We start from the raw sequence: 20,524 nt of genomic DNA on the forward strand, positions 1-20,524 counted from the left end.
GTCTCAGAGCTGCACCACCAGCTCGGCCCCCTTGGCGCGCGAACAGCACAGCGCCACCTTGTGGCGCCGCTCGCTGCCCGTGAGGCAGAAGTCGCGGTGCTCGGCGCCCTCGCCTTCGGCGCCGACCACGCAGGTGCCGCACAGGCCCTGCTCGCACGACACCGGGATGTCGATGCCGACCTCGTGCAGCGCGTCGACCGCGGTCTGGTCGGCCGCCACCGGCACCACGATGCCGCGCTGCGCGAGCCGCAGCACGAAGGGCTGGCCCGCGGTGGCGGCGGCATCGGTGGGCGCGGCGAAGTACTCGGCGTGGATCGCGTCCTCGGGCCACTGCGCGGCGGCGGCCGCGTCGCGCACCGCCTGCATGAAGCCGCCGGGGCCGCAGACATAGAGATGCGCGGCACCGGCATGCGCGGCCAGCAGCGCGCGCAGGTCGATGCGCTGCGAGGCGTCGCCCTGGTCGAGGTGCAGCCGCACATGCGGCGCCAGCGCCGGATCGCGCAACGCATCGGCAAAGGCCAGGTGCTCCTCGGCGCGCGCGAACACGCACAGCGTGAAGCCCTCGCCGCGCGCGGCCAGCGCCTGCGCCATCGCGAGCAGCGGCGTCATGCCGATGCCGCCGGCCAGCAGCAGGTGATGGCGCGCCCGCGCCTGCAGCGGGAAGGTGTTGCGCGGCGTGCTGATCGGCAGCAGGTCGCCCTCGCGCACGCGCTCGTGCATCGAGGCCGAGCCGCCGCGGCTCGCGGCCTCGCGCTTCACGCCGATCAGGTAGGACGAGACGGCGCCCGCCGAGGGCGCGCGCGCCAGCGAGTACTGGCGCGAGAAGCCGCCGGGCATGTGCACGTCGATGTGCGCGCCGGCCTCGTAGCCGGGCAGCGCGCGGCCCCAGGGATGGGCCAGCTCGAAGGCCAGGATTTCGGGCGTCTGGCGCGCGATGCGCGTCACGCGGACGGTGAGCGTGCGTTCGAGGCTCATGGTGTTTTCTCCCGGATCGTTGGGGTCGTGGTCACAGCGTTTGCAGCTTGCGCGCCACGCGCTCGATGAAGCGCGTGCGGTCGAGCGCGGTCACGGCGTTCATGTCGTGCAGCTGCAGCCAGGTCACCTTGCAGCGCCAGGCGAACAGGGCGCGCAGCGCGCGCGTGAACAGCCGTCGCCCGGGGTCGCCGATGGCCATCACGAACCAGCGCGGCGAGCCGCCCGTGGTGACCACCGTGAGGCGCTGGATGTGGCGCATGCCCGAGCGCGCGGCCTGGCCCTTGCGCTCGGCCGGCAGGAAGGCCACGCCGGGTAGCCACACCCGTTCCAGCCAGCCCTTGAGCATCGAGGGCGGTCCGTGGAACCAGGTGGGATAGACGAACACCAGGTGCTCGGCCCACAGCAGCGCTTCGACGTGGGGTTGCACGCGTTCGCGGATCAATTGGGTGTTGTCGAGGTACGCGATGCGTTCCTCGCGGGTCAGCGTCGGGTCGAAGCCCTCGGCGTACAGGTCGATGGCCCGGACCTGGTGGCGGGGTTCGAGGGCGGCGAGCGCCGTGCGGTAGAGCGCGTGGTTGAAGCTGTCAGGGTTCGGATGGCAATGAACGACGAGCGTTTTCATGGGAGGGCCGGTTCGCCGATAGGACCTGTTAACGCTATGCAAGGGGTCGCGAAGCTCGCCAGAGCCCGCCCATCAAGGCGCGCGACGACGCGTGTGCGTCCGCACACGCTAGGAGCGCAACGCCGAGGGGCGGGCTCTGGCGAGCTTCCCTCCGGGTTGCCCCGCAAAGGGGCCGTCTGCGGCGTTGCCCGCGCTTGCAAGGCGCCAGCCTTGCTGCGCGCGGGCGCCTTGCATCCAGCCCCTTTGCGGGGCAACGCGACCCCTTGCATAGCGTTAACAGGTCCTAGGCGGCAATACGGGGTCAGAGCCCAGCGAATGAAGAGCCGCACGGTGCCTTATGGCATCCCAGGCGCCGGCATCTGACCCCGGCGCAAGCACCGCGCGGCCCGCGGAGAAATCGGTGTGGTCGTGGATCGGATCCTTGGTCGCGGCTTACTTGCCCGTGAGCTTCTTGCGCACGTCCAGGCCCACGCCCTTGTTGACGAACTGGGTCGTGACCACCTTCGACAGGTCGACCTCGCCGGGCTTGTAGAGGCCGGCCTTGACCATCTTGTCGTAGAAGTCCTTCACGCGCGCCTCGTCCATCGCGCCGATGCCCTTGGTCAGCGACTCGCCGCTGTCGACGATGCCCATCTTCTTCATGAGCTCGATCGAGCCCTGCAGCGCGGCCACGGGCGAGTCGGGGTTGGTCTTGGCGATCAGCTCGTTGGCGGCCTTGTTGTCGCCGTAGAGGTAGTTGTTCCAGCCGATGATCGAGGCCTCGACGAACTTGCGCACCGTCTCGGGCTTGGTCTTCACCAGGTCGGCGCGCGTCTCGATGGTGGTCGAGTAGGTCGAGAAGCCGTTGTCGGCCAGCAGCTGCACCACCGGGTCGAAGCCGGCCTGGGCCTTGATCGACAGCGGCTCGGAGATCGCGTAGCCCTGCTGGATCGACTTCTTGTCGGCCAGGAACGGGCCCACGTTGAAGGTGTAGGGCTTGAGCTGCGAGTCCTTGAAGCCGTGCTCCGACTTCATCCACTGCCAGAAGCTGAACTGGCCGTCCTTGCCGATGAAGGCCACGGGCGCCTTGGTCATGTCCTTGAAGCTGTCGAAGCCCTGGCCCGGGTGCGCGAACATGGCCTGCGGGTCCTTCTGGAAGAAGGCCGCGACCACCACCGTGGGCACGCCGTTCTTCACGTTGTCGAAGGACTGCAGCAGGTTGCCGGTCATCAGGAAATCGATCTTGCCGGCCGGCAGCATCGGCCGGTTGTTGACCATCGGGCCGCCCTGCTGGATCTCGACGTCGAGGCCGTACTTCTTGTAGGTGCCGTCCACCAGCGCCTGGTAGAAGCCGCCATGGCCGGCCTGCGCCTTCCAGTTGGTGGCGAACACGACCTTCTCCTGCGCCTGCGCGGCGAAGGCGGCGGCGGTCAGCGCCAGGCCGAGGGCCAGGCTGCCGAGCGGGCGGATGCGGAAAGCGGGGATGCGCATGAGGACGTGCTCCTGTGGAGGTTTCTTGGAAAAAGGACGGGACGCGAAGCCTAAATCTTTTCAGCCCTCGGTGGCCATGTCAGCGGTCCAGCCGCGCGTCTTGCCGGGGTTCATCAGCCCCATCGGGTCGCTGCGCTTTTTGAACTCGATCTGCTGCGCGTCGATGGTCTTCATGCCGCCGTCCTCGATGGTCACCACGTGCGGGTTGAAGATCTTGCAGCCGCCCTGCGACTCGATCTCGCGGATCAGCTCGTACTGGCGCGCCTCGCCGGTCCAGCGCACCAGCAGGATGCCGAAGGTGCCGGCCTCGCCGCCCGCGCGCGCGAAGTCCTGGTGCTGCAGCACCTCGTCGCCGAAGATCTCGAGGTGGCGCTCGACCACCGCGGGATCGAAGGGCTGCGCATAGGCCACCTGCAGGTAGGTCCAGCCGCGGTCCATCTTGAGCGCCTGCAGCGTCGTGTGGTTGAACGCGCATTCGTAGGCCGGCGGCAGGCCGGCCGCGAGCAGCTCGGCCTCGGTGCCGGCCAGCGCGATGTGGCCGCCGTGCGCGGCGGCGAGCGCGCGGAAGTCTTCCATCGACCCGGGCGCGACCATCGTGAAGACCGCGTGCCGGTCGGCGGGAAAGTGCTCGCCCATCGCCGTGTAGTAGGGCGAGAAGCGCGCTTCCACGGTCGACAGCAGGAACAGGTCGAGATCGGGCGTGCTGGCCGCGATGCCGAAGTCCAGCGCCGCGCGGTAGCGCTCGAACAGCACCGTGCAGTGCACCCAGTCGACGGCCGGGCTCAGCGCCACCTCCACGTCGAGGATCACGCCGTTGGTGCCGTAGGCATGGTGCACCTGCTGGATCTCGTCGCCCGCGAGCTCGATCACGCGCGGCTCGCGCTCCACCGTCATCACGCGCGCGCGCAGCAGGTTGCCGGGGTCGCGCAGGATGCCGTGGCGGAACGAGCCGATGCCGCCGAAGCCGCCCGCGATGAAGCCGCCGATGCTGGCCACGTGCCAGGTCGAGGGCCACATGCGCAGCGCCTGGCCGGTCTCGCGCGCGGCCAGGTCGATGTCGTGCATGCGCGCGCCGGCCTCCACGCGCATGCGGCCGTCGCCGATGTCGAGCACGCGGCACAGCTGGGTCACGTCCATCACCAGGCCGCCCTCGAGCGGCACGCACTGGCCGTAGTTGCCGGTGCCGCCCGCGCGCACCGTGAGCGGCAGCTTCCACCTGGCGGCGGTGGCGCAGACCTGGCGCACGTCGTCCTCGGTGCCGACCTTCACGACCAGCTCGGCCACGCAGCCCGAGAGCTGCGCCGTGAGGATCGGGCTGTACCAGAAGAAGTCCTTCGACAGCTGCTTGCGCTGGCCCGGCGCGGTGACCAGGTTCAGGCCCGCGAGGTCGCGATGCACCGCGTCCCAGTCGACGGCCGGGGCGAGCGAGGTCCTAGCGTTCACGGCGCATTTCGCTTTCATGCCAGTGGCCCAGCACCAGGCGCGACAGCGCGGCGAAGACGATGAAGATCACGATCCCGAGCAGCGACACCAGCAGCAGCGCCGCGAACATCATCGGGATCTCGGTGCGGAAGCTCGACTCGAGGATGCGCGAGGCCAGCCCGGTTTCCTTGCCGGCCGTGCCCGCGGTGAACTCGGCCACCACCGCGCCGATCAGGCTCAGGCCGCCCGCGATCTTCAGGCCCGCCATGAAGTAGGGCAGCGCGCTGGGCGCGAGCAGGTAGCGGAAGGTCTGCCAGGGCGAGGCCTTGTAGAGTTGGAACAGGTCGCGCAGGTTGCTGTCGGCGCTCTTGAGGCCCACCACCGTGTTCGACAGGATCGGGAAGAAGGCCACGATCCAGGCGCACAGCAGCAGTGCCGCGGTGGTGCTCGAGACGTAGATCAGGATCAGCGGCGCGATCGCGATGATCGGCGTGACCTGCAGGATCACGGCGATCGGGAACAGCCCGATCTCCACCCACTTGAACAGCGCGAAGGCGATCGCCAGCAGCACGCCGCCGACGATGGCCGCGGCCAGCGCGAGCAGCGTGAGCCGCACGGTGAACCACAGCGCGCTCGACAGCGTGTCCCAGTTGTCGAACAGCGTCTTCAGGATCAGCGAGGGCGCGGGCAGGATGTAGTGCGGGATGTTGTTGGCGCGCACGGTCCATTCCCACAGCAGCAGCAGCGCGCCGACCACCACCGCGGGCACCACGATGCGCAGCAGCGATTCGCGCCGGCGCTGCCGGTCCTCGTGCGCGCGCTGGGCGTCGGCCGAGGGCGTGGCGATGTCGTCGTCGTGCAGGGCGGGAGCAACGGTGACCGCGGGCTCAGTGATCGATGTCGACGCCATGCAGGGCTCCATGCAGGGATTGGGACACCGCGGTGCAGTGCGCGTTGTAGCGGCTCGAGGTGCGGAAGGCTTCGCCGCGCGGGTAGGGCTCGTCGATGCGGATCTCGTCGATCACGCGGCCCGGGCGCGCGGCCATCACCACGATGCGGTTCGAGAGGTAGACCGACTCGTAGACGCTGTGCGTGACGAACACCACCGAGAAGCGGTGCTCGCGCCAGATCGCGAGCAGGTCGTTGTTGAGCTTGATGCGCGTCATCTCGTCGAGCGCGGCGAAGGGCTCGTCCATCAGCAAGAGGCGCGGGTGCGTGACCAGCGCGCGCGCGATGGACACCCGCATCTTCATGCCGCCCGAGAGCTCGCGCGGATAGACATCGGCGAAGCGCGAGAGCCCGACCATCTCGAGCACCTGCTGCACCACGGGCGCGGCGGCATCGCGCTTCATGCCCGCGAGCTTGAGCGGCAGCCAGACGTTGTCGAACACCTTGGCCCAGGGCATCAGCGTCGGCTCCTGGAACACGAAGCCCAGGTCGCGGTCGGTGCGCGCCGCGGCGCCGCCGGTCCAGGCCATCTCGCCGCTGCTGGCGCGCGTGAGGCCCGCGATCAGCCGCAGCGCCGTGCTCTTGCCGCAGCCCGAGGGGCCGAGGAAGCTGATGAAGTCGTGCGCGCCGATGTCGAGCGACATGCCCTGCAGCGCGAGCGTGCCGTTGGCGAAGCGCTTGCCGACGTTGCGCAGCCGGACCAGCGGCGCTTCGGCATCGGGGGTGGATGGCGTGGTGCTTTCCATGGGGTGTTCCGGAGGGCGTGGCGGGGCGCGAGCCTAGCGCCAGGCGGGCTCGTTGGCCAGGCGCGACAGCGGGAAGCGGTCGACCTCGTGCAGCAGGTCGACGAAGCGCCGGCCCACGTGGTCGAGCACCGCGGCGCCCTTCTCGGCGGTGGCGCGGGTGGCGTCGCCGGCCGCGCCCATCGGGTTGATGTCGTGCATCTGCCAGCCGAGCTTGCCGCTGGGCGTGATCGAGAGGTACTTGTTCTCGGCCGCGAGGTCCTCGGTCATCGAGTGGAAGTTTCGGAACTGGTCGGCGCGCACGTAGTCGGGCGTGAGGTGCAGCATCACCGAGCTCTCGAGGTCGCCGGCGTGGATGCCGTGCCTGCCCTCGTGCGCGGTGAACAGGCCCTCGGGCAGGCCCAGCGTGTACCAGTTGGCGGCCACCACCATCATCCCGTGCGCCTCGCGCAGGTCGCGCGCCACGATGTCCATCACGCTCATCTGCCCGCCGTGGCTGTTGTAGAGCACCAGCTTGCGCACGCCGGCACGCGCCACGCAGGCGCCGATGTCAGTCCACATCGCGATCAGCGTGCTGGCCGAGACCGTGAGCGTGCCCGGGTAGCGCGAGTGCTCGTTGCTCTTGCCGTAGGGCACCGTGGGCAGGAACAGCACCGGCAGGTCGTCGGGCAGGTGGGGGAGCGTGGCGCGCACCATGCCGTCGATGGTGGCGGTGTCGGTCGACATCGGCAGGTGCGGACCGTGCTGCTCGGTGGCGCCCACCGGCAGCACGGCGATCAGCCGTTCGCGGTCGAGGCGGGAGAACTCTTCGCTGGTCAGGTCCGACCAGAAGCGGCTGCGCAGGGTGACCGGGTTCATCGGGGTGGTCCTCGTTCGTGGCGACGGCGCGGATGATGACCTAAATTATCCGAATGGTCAAAAAAAGTCGCGTCAGGGTTTTCCTCGGGCTGCCGCCCCGCGCTCGGGTCGCCGCGCTCAGGTGGTCGCGACCCCGGGCTTGCGCCACGGCCAGGGCAGCAGCAGGCAGGCGCCGACCAGCGTCACGCCGCCGGCCAGCGCGCAGAACACCTCGACCGGAAAGCGCGGCACCACGCTGCCGAGCAGGAACGAGACCGAGAAGATGCCGAGGTTGAGCAGGCTCGCGTGGTACGAGTTGATGGTGCCGCGGTAGCGCTGCGACAGCGCGCTGAGCCGCGCATGGTGCAGCGGCCCCGCGCAGCCATAGCCGAAGGCCCAGGGCAGGCCGAGCAGCACCAGTTGCGTGGTCGAGCCCACCGGCAGCGCCAGGCCCAGCAGGCCCGCCGCCGCGGCCAGCGCCGCCAGCGGCAGCGCGGCCTCGCCGAGCGCGCGCTGCAGCCGGCCGCTGGCCAGGTTGCCGGCGATCACGGCCAGGCCGAACAGGCCGGCGATCAGGCCGGTGTCGGTCGACGACAGCACCAGCTTGCGCGCCGCCACCTCGGCCACCACGGCGCCGAAGCCCGCCACCCAGCCGAGCCAGAGGTAGCTGACCGCGAGCCGCCGCCGCACGCCGGGCGTGCGCAGCGCCTGCGCGTGCGTGGCGAGAAAGCCCGCATGCGACGCGGCCGCGGGCACGCGCTGCACGAAGGTGCGCGTCACCGCGAGAAAGGCCAGCGCGGCCATCGCCGCGAGCGTGTAGTAGGCCGAGCGCCAGCCTGCGGTGTCGCTCAGCCAGCCGGCGACCACCGGCGTGAGCACGAAGGCCAGCATCAGGCCGACGAACACGTGGCTGAGCCGGCGGCCGATCTGCGCGGGTGGCGATTCGTCGGCCACCAGCGACAGCGCATTGGGCTGGATCAGACCCGCGCACAGCCCGGCCAGGGCCGACAGCACGATCGCCACCGCCAGGCTCGGCGCGCTCGGCAGTGCCGCGCTCAACAGCGCGAAGCCCAGCAGCCCGGCCTGCAGCGGCCGCCGGCGGCCCCAGCGGTCCGACAGCGGCCCGGCGATCAGCGCGAAGGCGCCGTAGGCGAGCCCGTAGGCGGCCGGCAGGTAGGCGATGGCGCTCGAGCGCACGCCGAGGTCGGCGCTCATCGCGCCCATCATCGGGCCCGCCACCACCTCGGCCGAGCCGATGAGGAACAGGCAGCAGAACAACGTGGCGACCTGGGTCGTCTTCATGGCGTCAGGGGGCTTGCGTGGATCAGCGGCGCACGACGTAGCGCGTGACCACCGGCGGCGATTCGCCCAGGTGGAAGGCCAGCCGGCGCTCGCGCAGCGCCATGTCGGCGGCGGTCGCGCGGTTGAAGCGGCGCAGGTGCTCGGTCCAGCTCTCGTCGACGATCTGCTCGACGTAGCGGCCCGGCTCGCCGATGTCGTGCAGCAGCTCCCAGCCGATCGCGCCCTGGCTCAGCCGCGCGCGGCGCGTCTGCTGCATCACCAGGTGGAAGGCCGCGGCGCGCGCCGGGTCGATGATGAATTCGACGTTGATCACCACGCGGCCGTTCTCCTGCGGCGCCTCGGACGGCGGCCCCGAGGCCCAGCCGGCCTTGGCGGGCGTGGTGTCGTCCTCGCCCGAGACGTCGGTGACCCAGCGCAGCGCGGCCAGCATCAGCAGCGTGCCGGTGACCGAGGCCACGACCAGGCTGACCTGCAGGTCGGTGACCGTGGCGACCTGGCCCCACAGCGCGGCACCGATCGCGCTCGCGCCCATGATCGCCATCTGGTAGGTCGACATGCCGCGCGCGCGCACCCAGTCGGGCAGCGCGAGCTGGGCCGACACCGACAGCGAATTGGCCACCGTGATCCAGGCCATGCCGCCGAAGAACATCGCCGGCACCGCGACCCAGGCATTGGGCGCGAAGGCCATCACCGCCGTGGCGGCCGACTGCAGCGCGGTGCCGCGCAGCACCAGCTGGTCGCGTCCCAGCGCCTGGCGCAGCCGCGGCAGGAACAGCACCGCCACGATCGCGCCCGAGCCCATGGCCGCCAGCAGCAGGGTGAAGGTGCCCGCGCCGCCGCCCTGGAGGTTGCGTGCCAGCAGCGGCAGCAGCGCCAGCAGCGCCGTCGAATGGAAGAAGAAGATCGTGATGCGGCTGAGCACCGCGCGCATGCGCTGCGACTGCCAGACGAACTGCACGCCCACGCGCATCGCGCTGATCAGCCGCTCGCGGCCCAGCGGATTGGGCGTGTGCTCGCGGCGCCAGCGCAGCACCACGAAGCCCGAGGCCACCGACAGCACCGCGTTGAGCGCGAACACCCAGACGCTGCCCGCGCTCGCGATCAGCATGCCGGCCGTGAGCGGGCCGATGATGCGCGAGGCATTCATCGCGATGCCGTTGAGCCCGAGCGCGGCCGGCAATTGGGGCCGCGGCACCAGCTCGGGCACGATGGCCGAGAACACCGGCCAGCGCAGCGCCAGCCCGATGCCGTTGGCGAAGGTCAGCGCCAGCAGCAGCGGCGCGGTCATCATGTCGAGCGCGATCGCGGCGCACAGCACGATCGCCGTGCCCGCGAGCCAGAACTGCGTGGCCATCAGCCAGCGCCGGCGGTCGAGGATGTCGGCCAGCGCGCCGCTGGGCAGGCCCAACAGGAACACCGGCAGCGTGGAGGCCGACTGCACCAGCGCGACCCAGATCGGCGAGGTGGTCAGCGAGGTCATCATCCACGCCGCCGCCACGTCGTTCATCCACATGCAGATGTTGGCGATCAGCCAGGTGCTCCACAGCATGCGGAACACCGGCAGCTTCAGCGGCTCGAGCGCGGCGAGCTTGGGCGGCTTCGGCCGCGCGGGCGGGATGGGCGTCTCTTCGGGCGATATCGGGGGCATGTGGGGCTATTGTCGCCGCGAGCCCCGAGCTGGTCAGTTCGTGGTCAGCCGCGGTCGCTGCGCGCGAGCCGGTGCTCGAGCCGGCGCAGCAGCGTGGTCAGCACCAGCGTCATCACCCAGTAGATCACCGAGATCGCGAGGTAGGGCTCCCAGTAGCGCGCATAAGCGCCGGCCACCGTGCGCGCCGCGTAGGCCAGCTCGGCCAGGCCGATGGCGGAGACCAGGGAGGTGTCCTTGAGCAGCGCGATCGCGTTGTTGCCCAGCGGCGGCAGCATGCGGCGGAAGGCCTGCGGCAGCACCACGTAGCGCATCACCTGCGCCGGGTTGAAGCCCAGTGAGCGGCCGGCGTCGAACTGGCCGCGCGAGATCGACTGGATGCCCGCGCGGAACACCTCGGAGATGTAGGCCGCCGAATTGAGCGTGAGCGCCACCACGCCCGAGATCAGCGCACCGTGCTCCTGCTTGAGCGTGCGCGCGAGCTCGCCGTCGATCAGCAGGCCCGAGGTGGGGTGGATGAACACCGGCATCACCGCGAAGTGGATCAAGAGGATCTGCACGAACAGCGGCGTGCCGCGGAAGAAGCTCACGTACACCGTGGCCGGCCAGCGCAGGAAGAAGCGCGCCACCCAGGTCCAGGGCGCATGCCGCGGCTGCGCCAGTCGCGCCAGCGCCAGGCACAGGCCCCAGCTCGCGCCCAGCAGCACGCAGACCACCGTCATGCGCAAGGTCATCCAGGCGCCCTGCCAGAACAGGTCCTTGTATTCGACCAGGATGTCCCAGCGGAACCATCCGAACAGCAACACCGGTTGTTCCATGGCGGCTTCCTTCAATGCAGAGAAACGAACGAAAAGAAAAACGAAACGGCCGCGAAGCGCGGCCGTGGGAGCAGAACGGGGGCCGTGCGGCTCAGCGCACGTTCGGGTCCTTGTTGAACCACTTCTTGTAGATCGTCACGTAGCTGCCGTCGGCGCGGATCGCCGCCAGGCCGGCCGAGAGCTTGTCGAGCAGCGCCTTGTCGCCCTTCTTCACCACGATGCCGAAGCCTTCCTCGGGGAAGGACTTGTCGTCGACGGTCTTCAGATCGGGGTTCTGCGACACGCGGTAGGCGATCACGCCGTTGTCGCCCATCGCCGCGTCGACGCCACCGCCGGCCAGCTCGGAGATGATCAGCGGCGTGCTCTCGAAGCGGCGGATGTTCGGGCTGGTCTTGCCGAACTCGCGCGATGCGATGTCGTCGGCCGTCGAGGCGCTCACCACCGCGATCTTCTTGCCCGTGAGGTCCTTGAGCGAGGCGACCGTGCTGTTCTTCGGCAGCGCGATCAGCTGGCGCGCCGCGAAGTAGGGCGGCGTGAAGTCGTAGCTCTGCTTGCGCTTCTCGTTGATCGTCACGCCCGAGATCACGAGGTCGACGTCGCCGTTGTTGAGCGCGCCGAAGATGCCGGTGAACGGCGTGTTCACGATCTTGATCTTCAGGCCCTGCTGCTTGGCGATGGCGTTGATGATGTCGATGTCGAAGCCGACGATCTGCTTGTCCTTGTTCTCGAACGCGAACGGCGCATAGGTGGCGCTGGAGGCCACGGTCAGTTCGCGGTTCTGCGCCTGGGCGGGCGCCAGGGCGCCGAAAGCCAGCACGGCGGCGGCAAAGCCAAGCGCCAGGGCGCGGCGGGTGGGGGTCATGCGGAGTCCTCGGGTGCGCCGGGTGGCGGTTGGGGTGGGCGAGGATTTTAGGCTGGCGGGCGGCGGGTTCCGTCGGGCCCTCGCGGCCGCTACTTCGCCAGGTGCCCCAGCGGCAGCGCGCTGCTCGCCTTCACCTCGCCGAGCGAGAAGCTGGTGTGCAGGTCCTTCACGTTCGGCAGGTTCATCAGGTGCTGCCGCGCGAAGGCGGAGAAACCGTCGAGGTCGCGCGCCACCACCTGCAACTCGAAGGTGCCGGTGCCGCTGATGTAGTGGCAGGCCACGACTTCGGGCATCTTGCGGATGGCGTCCTCGAGCTTGCGGGTCGCTTCGTTGGTGACGCGCTCGGTGTCGACGCGCACGAAAGCGAGCACGCCCAGCCCGATCTTGTGCCGGTCGATCTCGGCGCGGTAGCCCTTGATGAAGCCGGCCTCTTCCAGCGCGCGCACGCGGCGCCAGCAGGGCGCGGCCGACAGGCCCACGCGCTGCGCAAGCTCGGCGTTGGTGAGGCGGCCATCGGTCTGCAGTTCTTGCAGGATGGCAAGGTCGAACTTGTCAATGCTTTCCATAAGCCTCGATATTAAGCAATCTTCTTTCTGGAAGTGGCTTTTTGGGGGCATGGAAAGCAAACACCTGTCGCGGACCCCGGCATACACTTTGCGTGATCATGGGCTCGCGCCCGACCGGGCACAGACCCGCACCTATCAGCCAGGCCCACAAGGCCCTGCCACCACGGAGACGACAGACATGAATGCCCCGCTGCCCGAGCACATCCGCCGCGCGCTAGAGACCGTCACGCTCGATGACAAATACAGCCTCGACTACGGGCGGGCATTCATGAGCGGGGTCCAGGCCCTGGTCAAGCTGCCGATGCTGCAGCGCCTGCGCGACAAGCAGGTCGGCAAGAACACGGCCGGCTTCATCAGCGGCTACCGCGGCTCGCCGCTGGGCGGCTACGACCAGGCGCTGTGGAAGGCCAGCAAGTTCCTCAAGGAACAGAACATCGTCTTCCAGCCCGGCGTGAACGAAGAGCTCGCGGCCACCGCGCTGTGGGGCACCCAGCAGCTGGGCTTCTCGCCGCAGGGCACCAACAAGTTCGACGGCGTCTTCGGCATCTGGTACGGCAAGGGCCCGGGCGTGGACCGCTGCTCCGACGTCTTCAAGCACGCCAACATGGCGGGCACCACCGCCTGGGGCGGCGTGATCGCGGTGGCCGGCGACGACCACATCTCCAAGAGCTCGACCGCAGCGCACCAGAGCGACCACATCTTCAAGGCCTGCGGCACGCCGGTGTTCTTCCCGGCCAACGTGCAGGAAATCCTCGACCTCGGCATCCACGCCTTCGCGCTGAGCCGCTTCTCGGGCGTGTGGTCGGGCATGAAGACGATCCAGGAGATCGTCGAGTCGAGCGCCACGGCCATGATCGACCCCGAGCGCGTCGACATCGTGATCCCGACCGACTTCGAGATGCCGCCCGGCGGCCTGCACATCCGCTGGCCCGACCATGCGCTGGAGCAGGAAGCCCGGCTCATGCACTACAAGTGGTATGCCGCGCTGGCCTACATCCGTGCCAACCGCCTCAACCACAACGTGATCGAGGGCCCGAACGACCGCTTCGGCATCATGGCCAGCGGCAAGGCCTACAACGACACCCGCCAGGCCCTGATCGACCTGGGCCTGGACGACGCGGCCTGCCGCCAGCTCGGCATCCGGCTGCACAAGGTGGGCGTGGTGTGGCCGCTCGAGGCGCAGCTCACGCGCGAGTTCGCCACCGGCCTGCAGGAGATCCTGGTGGTCGAGGAGAAGCGCCAGGTCATCGAATACCAGCTCAAGGAAGAGCTCTACAACTGGCGCTCCGACGTGCGGCCCAACGTGGTCGGCAAGTTCGACGAGGGCGAGGTGCACGCGGCCGAAGGCTACTCGGGCGGCGAATGGTCGATGCCCAACCCGACCGCCCACACGCTGCTGCGCGCCAATGCCGACCTGAACCCGGCGCTGATCGCCAAGGCGATCGCCGGGCGCCTCAAGAAGACGGGCCTGCTGCCCGCCGGCTCCGACATGGCGGCGCGCATCGACGCGCAGCTCGCGATCCTAGAAGCCAAGGAACGCTCGATGCAGGTGATCCAGGCCGAGGGCGTGAAGGATGCGCGCCAGCCCTGGTTCTGCTCGGGCTGCCCGCACAACACCAGCACCGTGGTGCCCGAGGGCTCGCGCGCCATGGGCGGCATCGGCTGCCACTTCATGGCGACCTGGATGGACCGCTCCACCATCGGCTTCACGCAGATGGGCGGCGAGGGCGTGCCATGGGTGGGCCAGCAGCCGTTCACGACCGACCAGCACATCTTCGCCAACCTCGGCGACGGCACCTACTTCCACAGCGGCCTGCTGGCGATCCGCCAGAGCATCGCGGCCGGCGTGAACATCACCTACAAGATCCTCTACAACGACGCGGTCGCGATGACCGGCGGCCAGACCGTGGGCGAGCGCCCCGAGGGCCACTCGGTGCTGCAGATCGCCGAGAGCCTGCATGCCGAGGGCGCCAAGAAGGTCGTGATCGTGACCGACGAGCCCGAGAAGTACGAGGGCGTCAGCATCCCGGGCGACCACGTGCAGGTCAAGCACCGCGACCTGCTCGACGAGATCCAGCGCGAGTTCCGCGCGATGCCCGGCACCACGGCCATCATCTACGACCAGACCTGCGCCACCGAGAAGCGCCGCCGCCGCAAGCGGGGCACGGCCGTCGACCCGGCCAAGCGCGTGGTCATCAACGAGCTGGTCTGCGAGGGCTGCGGCGACTGCGGCGTGCAGAGCAACTGCCTGAGCGTGGAGCCGCTGGAGACCGAGTTCGGCCGCAAGCGCACGATCAACCAGAGCACCTGCAACAAGGACATGAGCTGCCTCAAGGGCTTCTGCCCGAGCTTCGTCAGCGTCGAGGGCGGCCAGCTCAAGAAGAAGGCGAAGAACAAGGCGGCCACGCCGGCCGAGTTCGGCCTGCTGCCCGAGCCCGCGATCCCGTCGCTGGCCGGCGGCAAGGTCTGGGGCGTGGTGGTGGCCGGCGTCGGCGGCACCGGCGTGATCACCATCGGCCAGCTGCTGGGCATGGCCGCGCACATCGAGGCCAAGGGCATCGTCACGCAGGACGCGGCCGGCCTGGCGCAGAAGGGCGGCGCCACCTGGAGCCACGTGCTGATCGGCGACACCCAGGGCGACATCCGCACCACCCGCGTGGGCACGGCAGCGGCCGACCTGATCCTGGCCTGCGACCCGCTGGTGTCGGTGAACGGCGAGACCATGGCGCGCATGCGCGAGGGCCGCACCCACGTGGCGCTCAACACGCACAGCGCGCCCACGGCCGCCTTCGTGCGCAACGCCAACTGGCAGAACCCCGAGGACGCCTGTGCCGCCGAGATCGCGCGCGCCGTGGGCGCCGAGGGCGTGGGCGCCTTCGATGCCGACGCGGCCGCGACCGCGCTGATGGGCGACACCATCTACGTCAACCCGATGATCCTGGGCTACGCCTGGCAGAAGGGCTGGATCCCGCTGGCGCACGAGTCGCTGATGCGCGCGATCGAGCTCAATGCCGTGGCGATCGAGAACAACAAGGCCGCCTTCGAATGGGGCCGCCAGGCCGCCGTGCGGCCCGACGAGCTGCAAAAGCGCGTGCGTCCCGGCCAGGTGATCGAGTTCAAGAAGCGCGAGAGCGTCGACAGCCTGGTGGCGCGCCGCGTCGAGTTCCTGACCGGCTACCAGAACGCGGCCTATGCCGACGAGTACCGCCGCTTCGTCGCCAAGGTGCAGCAGGCCGAGAGCAGCCTGACCGGCAAGAGCGCGCTGACCGAGACGGTGGCGCGCTACCTGTTCAAGCTCATGGCCTACAAGGACGAGTACGAGGTCGCGCGGCTGCACACCGACCGCGCCTTCCTCGAGCGCATCGAGGGCATGTTCGAGGGCGACTTCAAGCTCAACTACCACCTCGCGCCGCCGCTGATCGCGAAGAAGAACGCCAAGGGCCAGCTGCTGAAGCAGAAGTTCGGCCCCTCGATGCTGACGGGCTTCAGGCTGCTGGCCAGGCTCAAGGGCCTGCGCGGCACCGCCTTCGACCTGTTCGGTCGCACCGAGGAGCGCAAGACCGAGCGCGCGCTGATCGGCGAGTACCGCGCGAGCATCGACGAGGTGATCGGCGCGCTGCGCGCCGACAACCACGCGCTGGCGCTCGAGATCGCGGCGCTGCCCGAGCAGATCCGCGGCTATGGCCACGTGAAGGAACGCAACCTCGAGGCCGCGCGCCTGCGCTGGAACGAGCTGCTGGCCCGGTGGCGCCAGCCCCGCGCCGAACGCGCGGCGGCCTGAGCGCGGGCCCGGCCGCGCCGGCGCCGGGCCCGTGGGCCTGGCGCCGAAACCGTGCTGTCACAGGCACCGCTTAGGATCGATGCTATTCAAAACATAGCAATCCAGGAGCGCCTCCCAAACACCGAATGCCCACCGCCCCGCGCCGGATAAGCGCGCGGAGCGGCGCTTCGCCACGAATACAATGCCCGGTGCTGTGCGGCGGCCAAGCCCCCGCCTGGCTTCGATTCGCGGCCCGTGCCCGTTGACCCTTGGCCCGTTCGAAGGCCCTGGTGCGAAGGCCCTGTGCCGCCGAACCCCGAGCGCGGCTCGCGCCGGAGTCATTACCTCTTCCCTCTGTTGGAGACTTCCTTGTTCATTTCTACCGCTTTCGCCCAGACCGCCGCTCCCGCTGCCGGAGGTGGCGACATGTTGTCCTCGCTGGGCAGCATGCTCCCCCTGGTGCTCATGTTCGTGGTGCTGTATTTCGTCATGATCCGCCCGCAGATGAAGCGCCAGAAGGAAGCCCGCGCGATGATCGAGGCGCTGGTCAAGGGCGATGAAGTCGCCACCGCCGGCGGCGTGCTCGGCAAGATCACCTCGGTCGGCGACCAGTACCTGGGCCTCGAGATCGCCAACGGCGTCGAGATCAAGGTGCAGCGCAGCGCGGTGGTGCAGGTGCTGCCCAAGGGCGCCGTCAAATAAGAAAGAAAAGCGTGGCCCGGTCTTGCGCTTCGTTGCCCCGGACCTCAAGTCACGCCGTGTCCCGTTCCTGCCGTCTCTGAAAAGCGCGATCTCATGAACCGTTACCCGGTCTGGAAGTACGCGATCATCGTGATCGTGCTGCTCGTGGGGCTGATCTATGCCCTGCCCAATTTCTTCGGCGAGGCACCTGCGGTGCAGGTCTCGTCGGCCAAGTCGACCGTCAAGGTCGACAGCGCCACCCAGACCCGCGTCGAGGAGGCCCTGAAGGCGGGCGACCTCGTGCCCGATCTGATCACGCTCGATGGCGGTTCGCTGCGCGCTCGCTTCGGCAGCCCCGACGAGCAGCTCAAGGCGCGCGACCTGATCCAGCATGCGCTGGTGCCCGACGCCGCCGACCCGCCCTACACGGTGGCGCTGAACCTGGTGTCGCGCTCGCCCAAGTGGCTCACGGCGCTGCATGCCTTCCCGATGTACCTGGGGCTCGACCTGCGCGGCGGCGTCGACTTCCTGCTGCAGGTCGACATGAAGGGCGCCATCGACAAGAAGGCCGAATCCTTCGCGAGCGACCTGCGCACCAACTTCCGCTCGAAGGACATCCGCGGCACCCAGGTGAGCCGCAACGGCCAGGCCGTCGAGGTGACCTTCCGCGACGCCGCGGCGCTGGAAAAGGCCAAGCAGCTGATCCAGGACCAGTTCCCCGATCTCACGACCACCGACGGTCCGGACGGCAGCAACTGGCGCCTCGTCGCCACCATCAAGCCCGAGGCCGCGCGCCGCCTGCAGGACGCCGCGCTCAAGCAGAACATCACCACGCTGCACAACCGGATCAACGAACTCGGCGTGGCCGAACCCGTGATCCAGCAGCAGGGCATCGACCGCATCGTGGTGCAGCTGCCGGGCGTGCAGGACACGGCCAAGGCCAAGGAAATCCTCGGCCGCACCGCCACCCTCGAGATGCGCCTGGTCGACGAATCGTCCGAAGGACGCGCGGCCGAGCTCAGCGGCGGACCGGTGCCCTTCGGCTCCGAGAAGTTCTTCGATCGTTCGGGTCGCCCGGTGATCGTCAAGAAGCAGGTGCTGGTCACCGGCGAGAACCTCACCGACGCGCAGCCCGGCTTCGACCAGCAGAGCAACCAGCCCAAGGTCGACCTGACGATGGACGCCAAGGGCGGCAACATCATGCGCGACGTCAGCCGCGAGAACTACAAGAAGCGCATGGCGATGATGATCTTCGAGAAGGGCAAGGGCGAAGTGCTCACGGCTCCCTCGATCAACGGCGAGCTGGGCAACCGCTTCCAGGTCTCGGGCTCGATGAGCGTGACCGAGGCCAACGACCTCGCGCTGCTGTTGCGCGCCGGCTCGCTGGCCGCGCCGATGGAAATCATCCAGGAACGCACCATCGGCCCGACGCTGGGCGCCGACAACATCGACAAGGGCATCAAGTCCGTGATGTACGGCTTCCTGGCGATCATGGTCTTCATGTGCGTGTACTACGCGCTGTTCGGCCTGTTCTCGTCGATCGCGCTGGCGGTCAACCTGCTGCTGCTGGTGGCGCTGCTGTCGATGATCCAGGCCACGCTCACGCTGCCCGGCATCGCGGCCATGGCGCTCGCGATCGGCGTGGCGATCGACTCCAACGTGCTGATCAACGAGCGCGTGCGCGAGGAGCTGCGCAACGGCGCCTCGCCGCAGGCGGCCATCCATGCCGGCTACGACCGCGCCTGGGGCACCATCCTCGACTCCAACGTGACCACGCTGATCGCGGGCATCGCGCTGCTGGCCTTCGGCTCCGGCCCGGTGCGCGGCTTCGCGGTGGTGCACTGCCTGGGCATCGTGACCTCGATGTTCTCGGCCGTGTTCTTCTCGCGCGGCATCGTGAACTTCTGGTACGGCGGCAAGAAGAAGCTCAAGAGCGTGTCGATCGGCACCGTCTGGCGCCCCAAGACCGATACCGCCGATGGTACGTCCGTGGCCGAAGCCAAGTAAGGAAAGAAGGCCATGGAGTTCTTCCGCATCCACCGCACCATTCCGTTCATGCGCCATGCCCTGGTGCTGAACATCATCTCCTTCGCGACCTTCGCGCTGGCGGTGTTCTTCCTGATGCACCGCGGCCTGCACCTGTCGGTCGAGTTCACCGGCGGCACCGTGATGGAGGTGGCCTATTCGCAGCCCGCCGACGTCGGCAAGATCCGCGACGCCGTGAGCAAGCTCGGCTACCAGGAAGTGCTGGTGCAGAACTACGGCAGCTCGCGCGACGTGCAGATCCGCCTGCCGGCGCGCCAGGGCATGAGCGCCGAGCAGCAGAGCGTGCCGGTGATGGCCGCGCTCAAGGCCATCGACCCTTCCGCCACGCAGCGCGGCATCGAGTTCGTCGGCCCGCAGGTGGGCGAGGAGCTCACCACCAACGGCCTGAAGGCGCTGGGCATGGTGGTGGTCGGGATCATGATCTACCTGGCGTTCCGCTTCGAGTGGAAGTTCGCGCTCGCCACCGTGCTGGCCAACCTGCACGACGTGGTGATCATCCTGGGCTTCTTCGCCTTCTTCCAGTGGGAGTTCTCGCTCGCGGTGCTGGCGGCGGTGCTGGCGGTGCTGGGCTACTCGGTGAACGAATCGGTCGTGATCTTCGACCGGATCCGCGAGAACTTCCGGCGCTACCGGAAGATGACGACCACCGAGATCATCGACAACGCGATCACCTCGACCATCAGCCGGACCATCATCACCCACGGCTCCACGCAGCTGGTGGTGCTGTCGATGTTCTTCTTCGGCGGCCCGACGCTGCACTACTTCGCGCTGGCGCTGACCATCGGCATCTGCTTCGGCATCTATTCGTCGTGCTTCGTGGCGGCGGCGATCGCCATGTGGCTCGGCATCAAGCGCGAGGACCTGATCAAGGGCCCGGTCAAGCGCGACGGCGATCCGGACGATCCGAACGCCGGCGCGGTGGTCTGAAGCGGCGCCCCTGCGGCATCCGCTGGGCAAGGTAAAGTCGGGCCCGTCCCTCGCCGCGAGGCGCCCATGCAACGCGACAGGAAGCGCACCCTTGTGCGGATGCGCTTCCCGATGCAAGCTCGCGTCTGTCGGGTGAAACCGGTACCTGCCCCCTGATCTTCCTCAATGAGCATTGCGCGATCAGCCTCGTCCCTGCAGCTCGCGCGCGAGACGCGTGAGCGTTTCGTGCTGGCGACGGAAGGCGCCATCGTTCCGCTGGCCCGTGCCATCCGCGACCGCCTGACCCAGCTGGCCTCCGAGGTCGGCAGCGCGCGCGCCATGCAGGAGCACCGCGACGACTTCGTGGCGTTCCAGGGCAATGCCTCGCAATGGGTGTCGCTCGCGCAGACCGGCTGGCGCAAGGCGCTCGGCGAGAGCGGCGCCAGCGGCTTCCACACCTCGACCTCGCACACGCAGATGCTGCGGCTCGAGCTGATCGGCGACGAGGTGGTGGAAAGCAACATCCTCTCCTCGCGCCTGGCGCAGATGATCCACGACCGCGCGAGCTTCGAGCTCAGCGACCTGCGGCTGCGCATCCAGCACCTCGAGGGCACGAGCGAGCTCGACGGCAAGGACGTGCTCAAGCCCGAGACCCTGGCCAAGCTGCTGGTCGAGCAGTGGCTGGCCGCCGGTCTGAGCCGCCAGCTCTGGACCCGCGTGCAGGACACGGTGCAGGCGCAGCTGGTCGACGTGGTCGCCAAGGCCTACGAGGACGCCAACACCCACCTGGTCGCCCACGGCGTGATGCCCGAGATCGATCTCAAGAGCTTCGTGCGGCGCACCGGCGGCGCGGCCTCGGGCGGTGCGACCGGCCCGGGCGCGCCGGGCGCCGCGCAGCCCGGCGGCCATGCGGCGCCAGCC

17 protein-coding genes are annotated in these 20,524 nt (G+C 69.0%); 5 read left to right on the plus strand and 12 right to left on the minus strand.

Annotated elements, in window-relative coordinates; translation table 11 throughout:
- Positions 1 to 3: 3 nt before the first annotated feature.
- The 12 genes from AC07RM_RS11660 to AC07RM_RS11715 form a co-directional block, all read right to left on the minus strand.
- Positions 4 to 975: a PDR/VanB family oxidoreductase gene (locus tag AC07RM_RS11660; protein ID WP_495334531.1), complete on the minus strand. Its 972-nt coding sequence runs from the start codon at positions 973 to 975 to the stop codon at positions 4 to 6.
- A gap of 31 nt (positions 976 to 1,006) precedes the next feature.
- Entirely contained in the window at positions 1,007 to 1,597 is a 591-nt protein-coding gene (locus AC07RM_RS11665) for an NAD(P)H-dependent oxidoreductase (RefSeq protein WP_057595873.1), read from the minus strand.
- 432 nt (positions 1,598 to 2,029) lie between these two features.
- Complete coding sequence (locus AC07RM_RS11670; protein ID WP_209541365.1) at positions 2,030 to 3,067, minus strand: ABC transporter substrate-binding protein; 1,038 nt, start codon at positions 3,065 to 3,067, stop codon at positions 2,030 to 2,032.
- Between the two features lie 60 nt (positions 3,068 to 3,127).
- Complete coding sequence (locus AC07RM_RS11675; protein ID WP_495334532.1) at positions 3,128 to 4,528, minus strand: FAD-binding oxidoreductase; 1,401 nt, start codon at positions 4,526 to 4,528, stop codon at positions 3,128 to 3,130.
- Positions 4,500 to 5,399, minus strand: a complete 900-nt coding sequence (locus AC07RM_RS11680; RefSeq protein ID WP_495334533.1) for an ABC transporter permease — start codon at positions 5,397 to 5,399, stop codon at positions 4,500 to 4,502. Before AC07RM_RS11680 ends, AC07RM_RS11675 begins: the two co-directional genes overlap by 29 nt.
- Entirely contained in the window at positions 5,377 to 6,183 is an 807-nt protein-coding gene (locus tag AC07RM_RS11685) for an ABC transporter ATP-binding protein (protein WP_093351340.1), read from the minus strand. Before AC07RM_RS11685 ends, AC07RM_RS11680 begins: the two co-directional genes overlap by 23 nt.
- A gap of 33 nt (positions 6,184 to 6,216) precedes the next feature.
- On the minus strand, positions 6,217 to 7,038 hold the full coding sequence (locus tag AC07RM_RS11690) for a creatininase family protein (protein WP_093351337.1): 822 nt from the start codon (positions 7,036 to 7,038) through the stop codon (positions 6,217 to 6,219).
- Positions 7,039 to 7,155: 117 nt separating this feature from the next.
- Positions 7,156 to 8,319 carry an MFS transporter gene (locus AC07RM_RS11695; RefSeq protein ID WP_495334534.1) on the minus strand — a complete coding sequence of 388 codons (1,164 nt, stop codon included), beginning with the start codon at positions 8,317 to 8,319 and terminating at the stop codon, positions 7,156 to 7,158.
- Positions 8,320 to 8,341: 22 nt separating this feature from the next.
- Positions 8,342 to 9,967 (minus strand): MFS transporter, encoded by a 1,626-nt coding sequence (locus AC07RM_RS11700; protein ID WP_209541360.1) that lies wholly within the window; start codon positions 9,965 to 9,967, stop codon positions 8,342 to 8,344.
- Between the two features lie 44 nt (positions 9,968 to 10,011).
- Entirely contained in the window at positions 10,012 to 10,782 is a 771-nt protein-coding gene (locus tag AC07RM_RS11705; RefSeq protein ID WP_057595865.1) for an amino acid ABC transporter permease, read from the minus strand.
- Positions 10,783 to 10,873: 91 nt separating this feature from the next.
- On the minus strand, positions 10,874 to 11,644 hold the full coding sequence (locus AC07RM_RS11710; RefSeq protein WP_093351330.1) for a basic amino acid ABC transporter substrate-binding protein: 771 nt from the start codon (positions 11,642 to 11,644) through the stop codon (positions 10,874 to 10,876).
- An 89-nt stretch (positions 11,645 to 11,733) separates the two neighbouring features.
- On the minus strand, positions 11,734 to 12,210 hold the full coding sequence (locus AC07RM_RS11715) for an Lrp/AsnC family transcriptional regulator (RefSeq protein WP_057594358.1): 477 nt from the start codon (positions 12,208 to 12,210) through the stop codon (positions 11,734 to 11,736).
- 178 nt (positions 12,211 to 12,388) lie between these two features.
- Here AC07RM_RS11715 and AC07RM_RS11720 point away from each other — a divergent pair, with 178 nt between their 5' ends.
- The 5 genes from AC07RM_RS11720 to AC07RM_RS11740 form a co-directional block, all read left to right on the plus strand.
- Positions 12,389 to 15,991 carry an indolepyruvate ferredoxin oxidoreductase family protein gene (locus AC07RM_RS11720; protein ID WP_495334535.1) on the plus strand — a complete coding sequence of 1,201 codons (3,603 nt, stop codon included), beginning with the start codon at positions 12,389 to 12,391 and terminating at the stop codon, positions 15,989 to 15,991.
- A 348-nt stretch (positions 15,992 to 16,339) separates the two neighbouring features.
- Positions 16,340 to 16,672: a preprotein translocase subunit YajC gene (yajC, locus tag AC07RM_RS11725; RefSeq protein WP_093351325.1), complete on the plus strand. Its 333-nt coding sequence runs from the start codon at positions 16,340 to 16,342 to the stop codon at positions 16,670 to 16,672.
- 93 nt (positions 16,673 to 16,765) lie between these two features.
- A complete protein-coding gene (gene secD, locus AC07RM_RS11730) occupies positions 16,766 to 18,658 on the plus strand; it encodes a protein translocase subunit SecD (RefSeq protein ID WP_495334536.1) in 1,893 nt (630 codons plus the stop codon).
- Positions 18,659 to 18,670: 12 nt separating this feature from the next.
- The gene (gene secF / locus AC07RM_RS11735) at positions 18,671 to 19,624 is read left to right on the plus strand and encodes a protein translocase subunit SecF (protein WP_093351319.1); all 954 of its coding nucleotides are present in this window, start codon (positions 18,671 to 18,673) and stop codon (positions 19,622 to 19,624) included.
- Positions 19,625 to 19,789: 165 nt separating this feature from the next.
- On the plus strand, positions 19,790 to 20,524 hold a 735-nt coding region (locus AC07RM_RS11740), incomplete at its 3' end, for a DUF1631 family protein (protein WP_495334537.1).

The sequence above is a fragment of the Variovorax sp. GW821-FHT09B05 genome, from assembly GCF_059418265.1.

What these genes read in the sequence shown, in the direction of transcription:
- AC07RM_RS11695 (WP_495334534.1), bottom strand. Translation starts at nt 8,319, where the DNA reads ATGAAGACGACCCAGGTCGCCACGTTGTTCTGCTGCCTGTTCCTCATC.
- AC07RM_RS11710 (WP_093351330.1), bottom strand. Translation starts at nt 11,644, where the DNA reads ATGACCCCCACCCGCCGCGCCCTGGCGCTTGGCTTTGCCGCCGCCGTG.
- AC07RM_RS11665 (WP_057595873.1), bottom strand. Translation starts at nt 1,597, where the DNA reads ATGAAAACGCTCGTCGTTCATTGCCATCCGAACCCTGACAGCTTCAAC.
- AC07RM_RS11690 (WP_093351337.1), bottom strand. Translation starts at nt 7,038, where the DNA reads ATGAACCCGGTCACCCTGCGCAGCCGCTTCTGGTCGGACCTGACCAGC.
- AC07RM_RS11715 (WP_057594358.1), bottom strand. Translation starts at nt 12,210, where the DNA reads ATGGAAAGCATTGACAAGTTCGACCTTGCCATCCTGCAAGAACTGCAG.
- AC07RM_RS11680 (WP_495334533.1), bottom strand. Translation starts at nt 5,399, where the DNA reads ATGGCGTCGACATCGATCACTGAGCCCGCGGTCACCGTTGCTCCCGCC.
- AC07RM_RS11670 (WP_209541365.1), bottom strand. Translation starts at nt 3,067, where the DNA reads ATGCGCATCCCCGCTTTCCGCATCCGCCCGCTCGGCAGCCTGGCCCTC.
- AC07RM_RS11685 (WP_093351340.1), bottom strand. Translation starts at nt 6,183, where the DNA reads ATGGAAAGCACCACGCCATCCACCCCCGATGCCGAAGCGCCGCTGGTC.
- AC07RM_RS11705 (WP_057595865.1), bottom strand. Translation starts at nt 10,782, where the DNA reads ATGGAACAACCGGTGTTGCTGTTCGGATGGTTCCGCTGGGACATCCTG.
- AC07RM_RS11700 (WP_209541360.1), bottom strand. Translation starts at nt 9,967, where the DNA reads ATGCCCCCGATATCGCCCGAAGAGACGCCCATCCCGCCCGCGCGGCCG.
- AC07RM_RS11720 (WP_495334535.1), top strand. Translation starts at nt 12,389, where the DNA reads ATGAATGCCCCGCTGCCCGAGCACATCCGCCGCGCGCTAGAGACCGTC.
- AC07RM_RS11660 (WP_495334531.1), bottom strand. Translation starts at nt 975, where the DNA reads ATGAGCCTCGAACGCACGCTCACCGTCCGCGTGACGCGCATCGCGCGC.
- AC07RM_RS11675 (WP_495334532.1), bottom strand. Translation starts at nt 4,528, where the DNA reads ATGAAAGCGAAATGCGCCGTGAACGCTAGGACCTCGCTCGCCCCGGCC.
- secF (WP_093351319.1), top strand. Translation starts at nt 18,671, where the DNA reads ATGGAGTTCTTCCGCATCCACCGCACCATTCCGTTCATGCGCCATGCC.
- secD (WP_495334536.1), top strand. Translation starts at nt 16,766, where the DNA reads ATGAACCGTTACCCGGTCTGGAAGTACGCGATCATCGTGATCGTGCTG.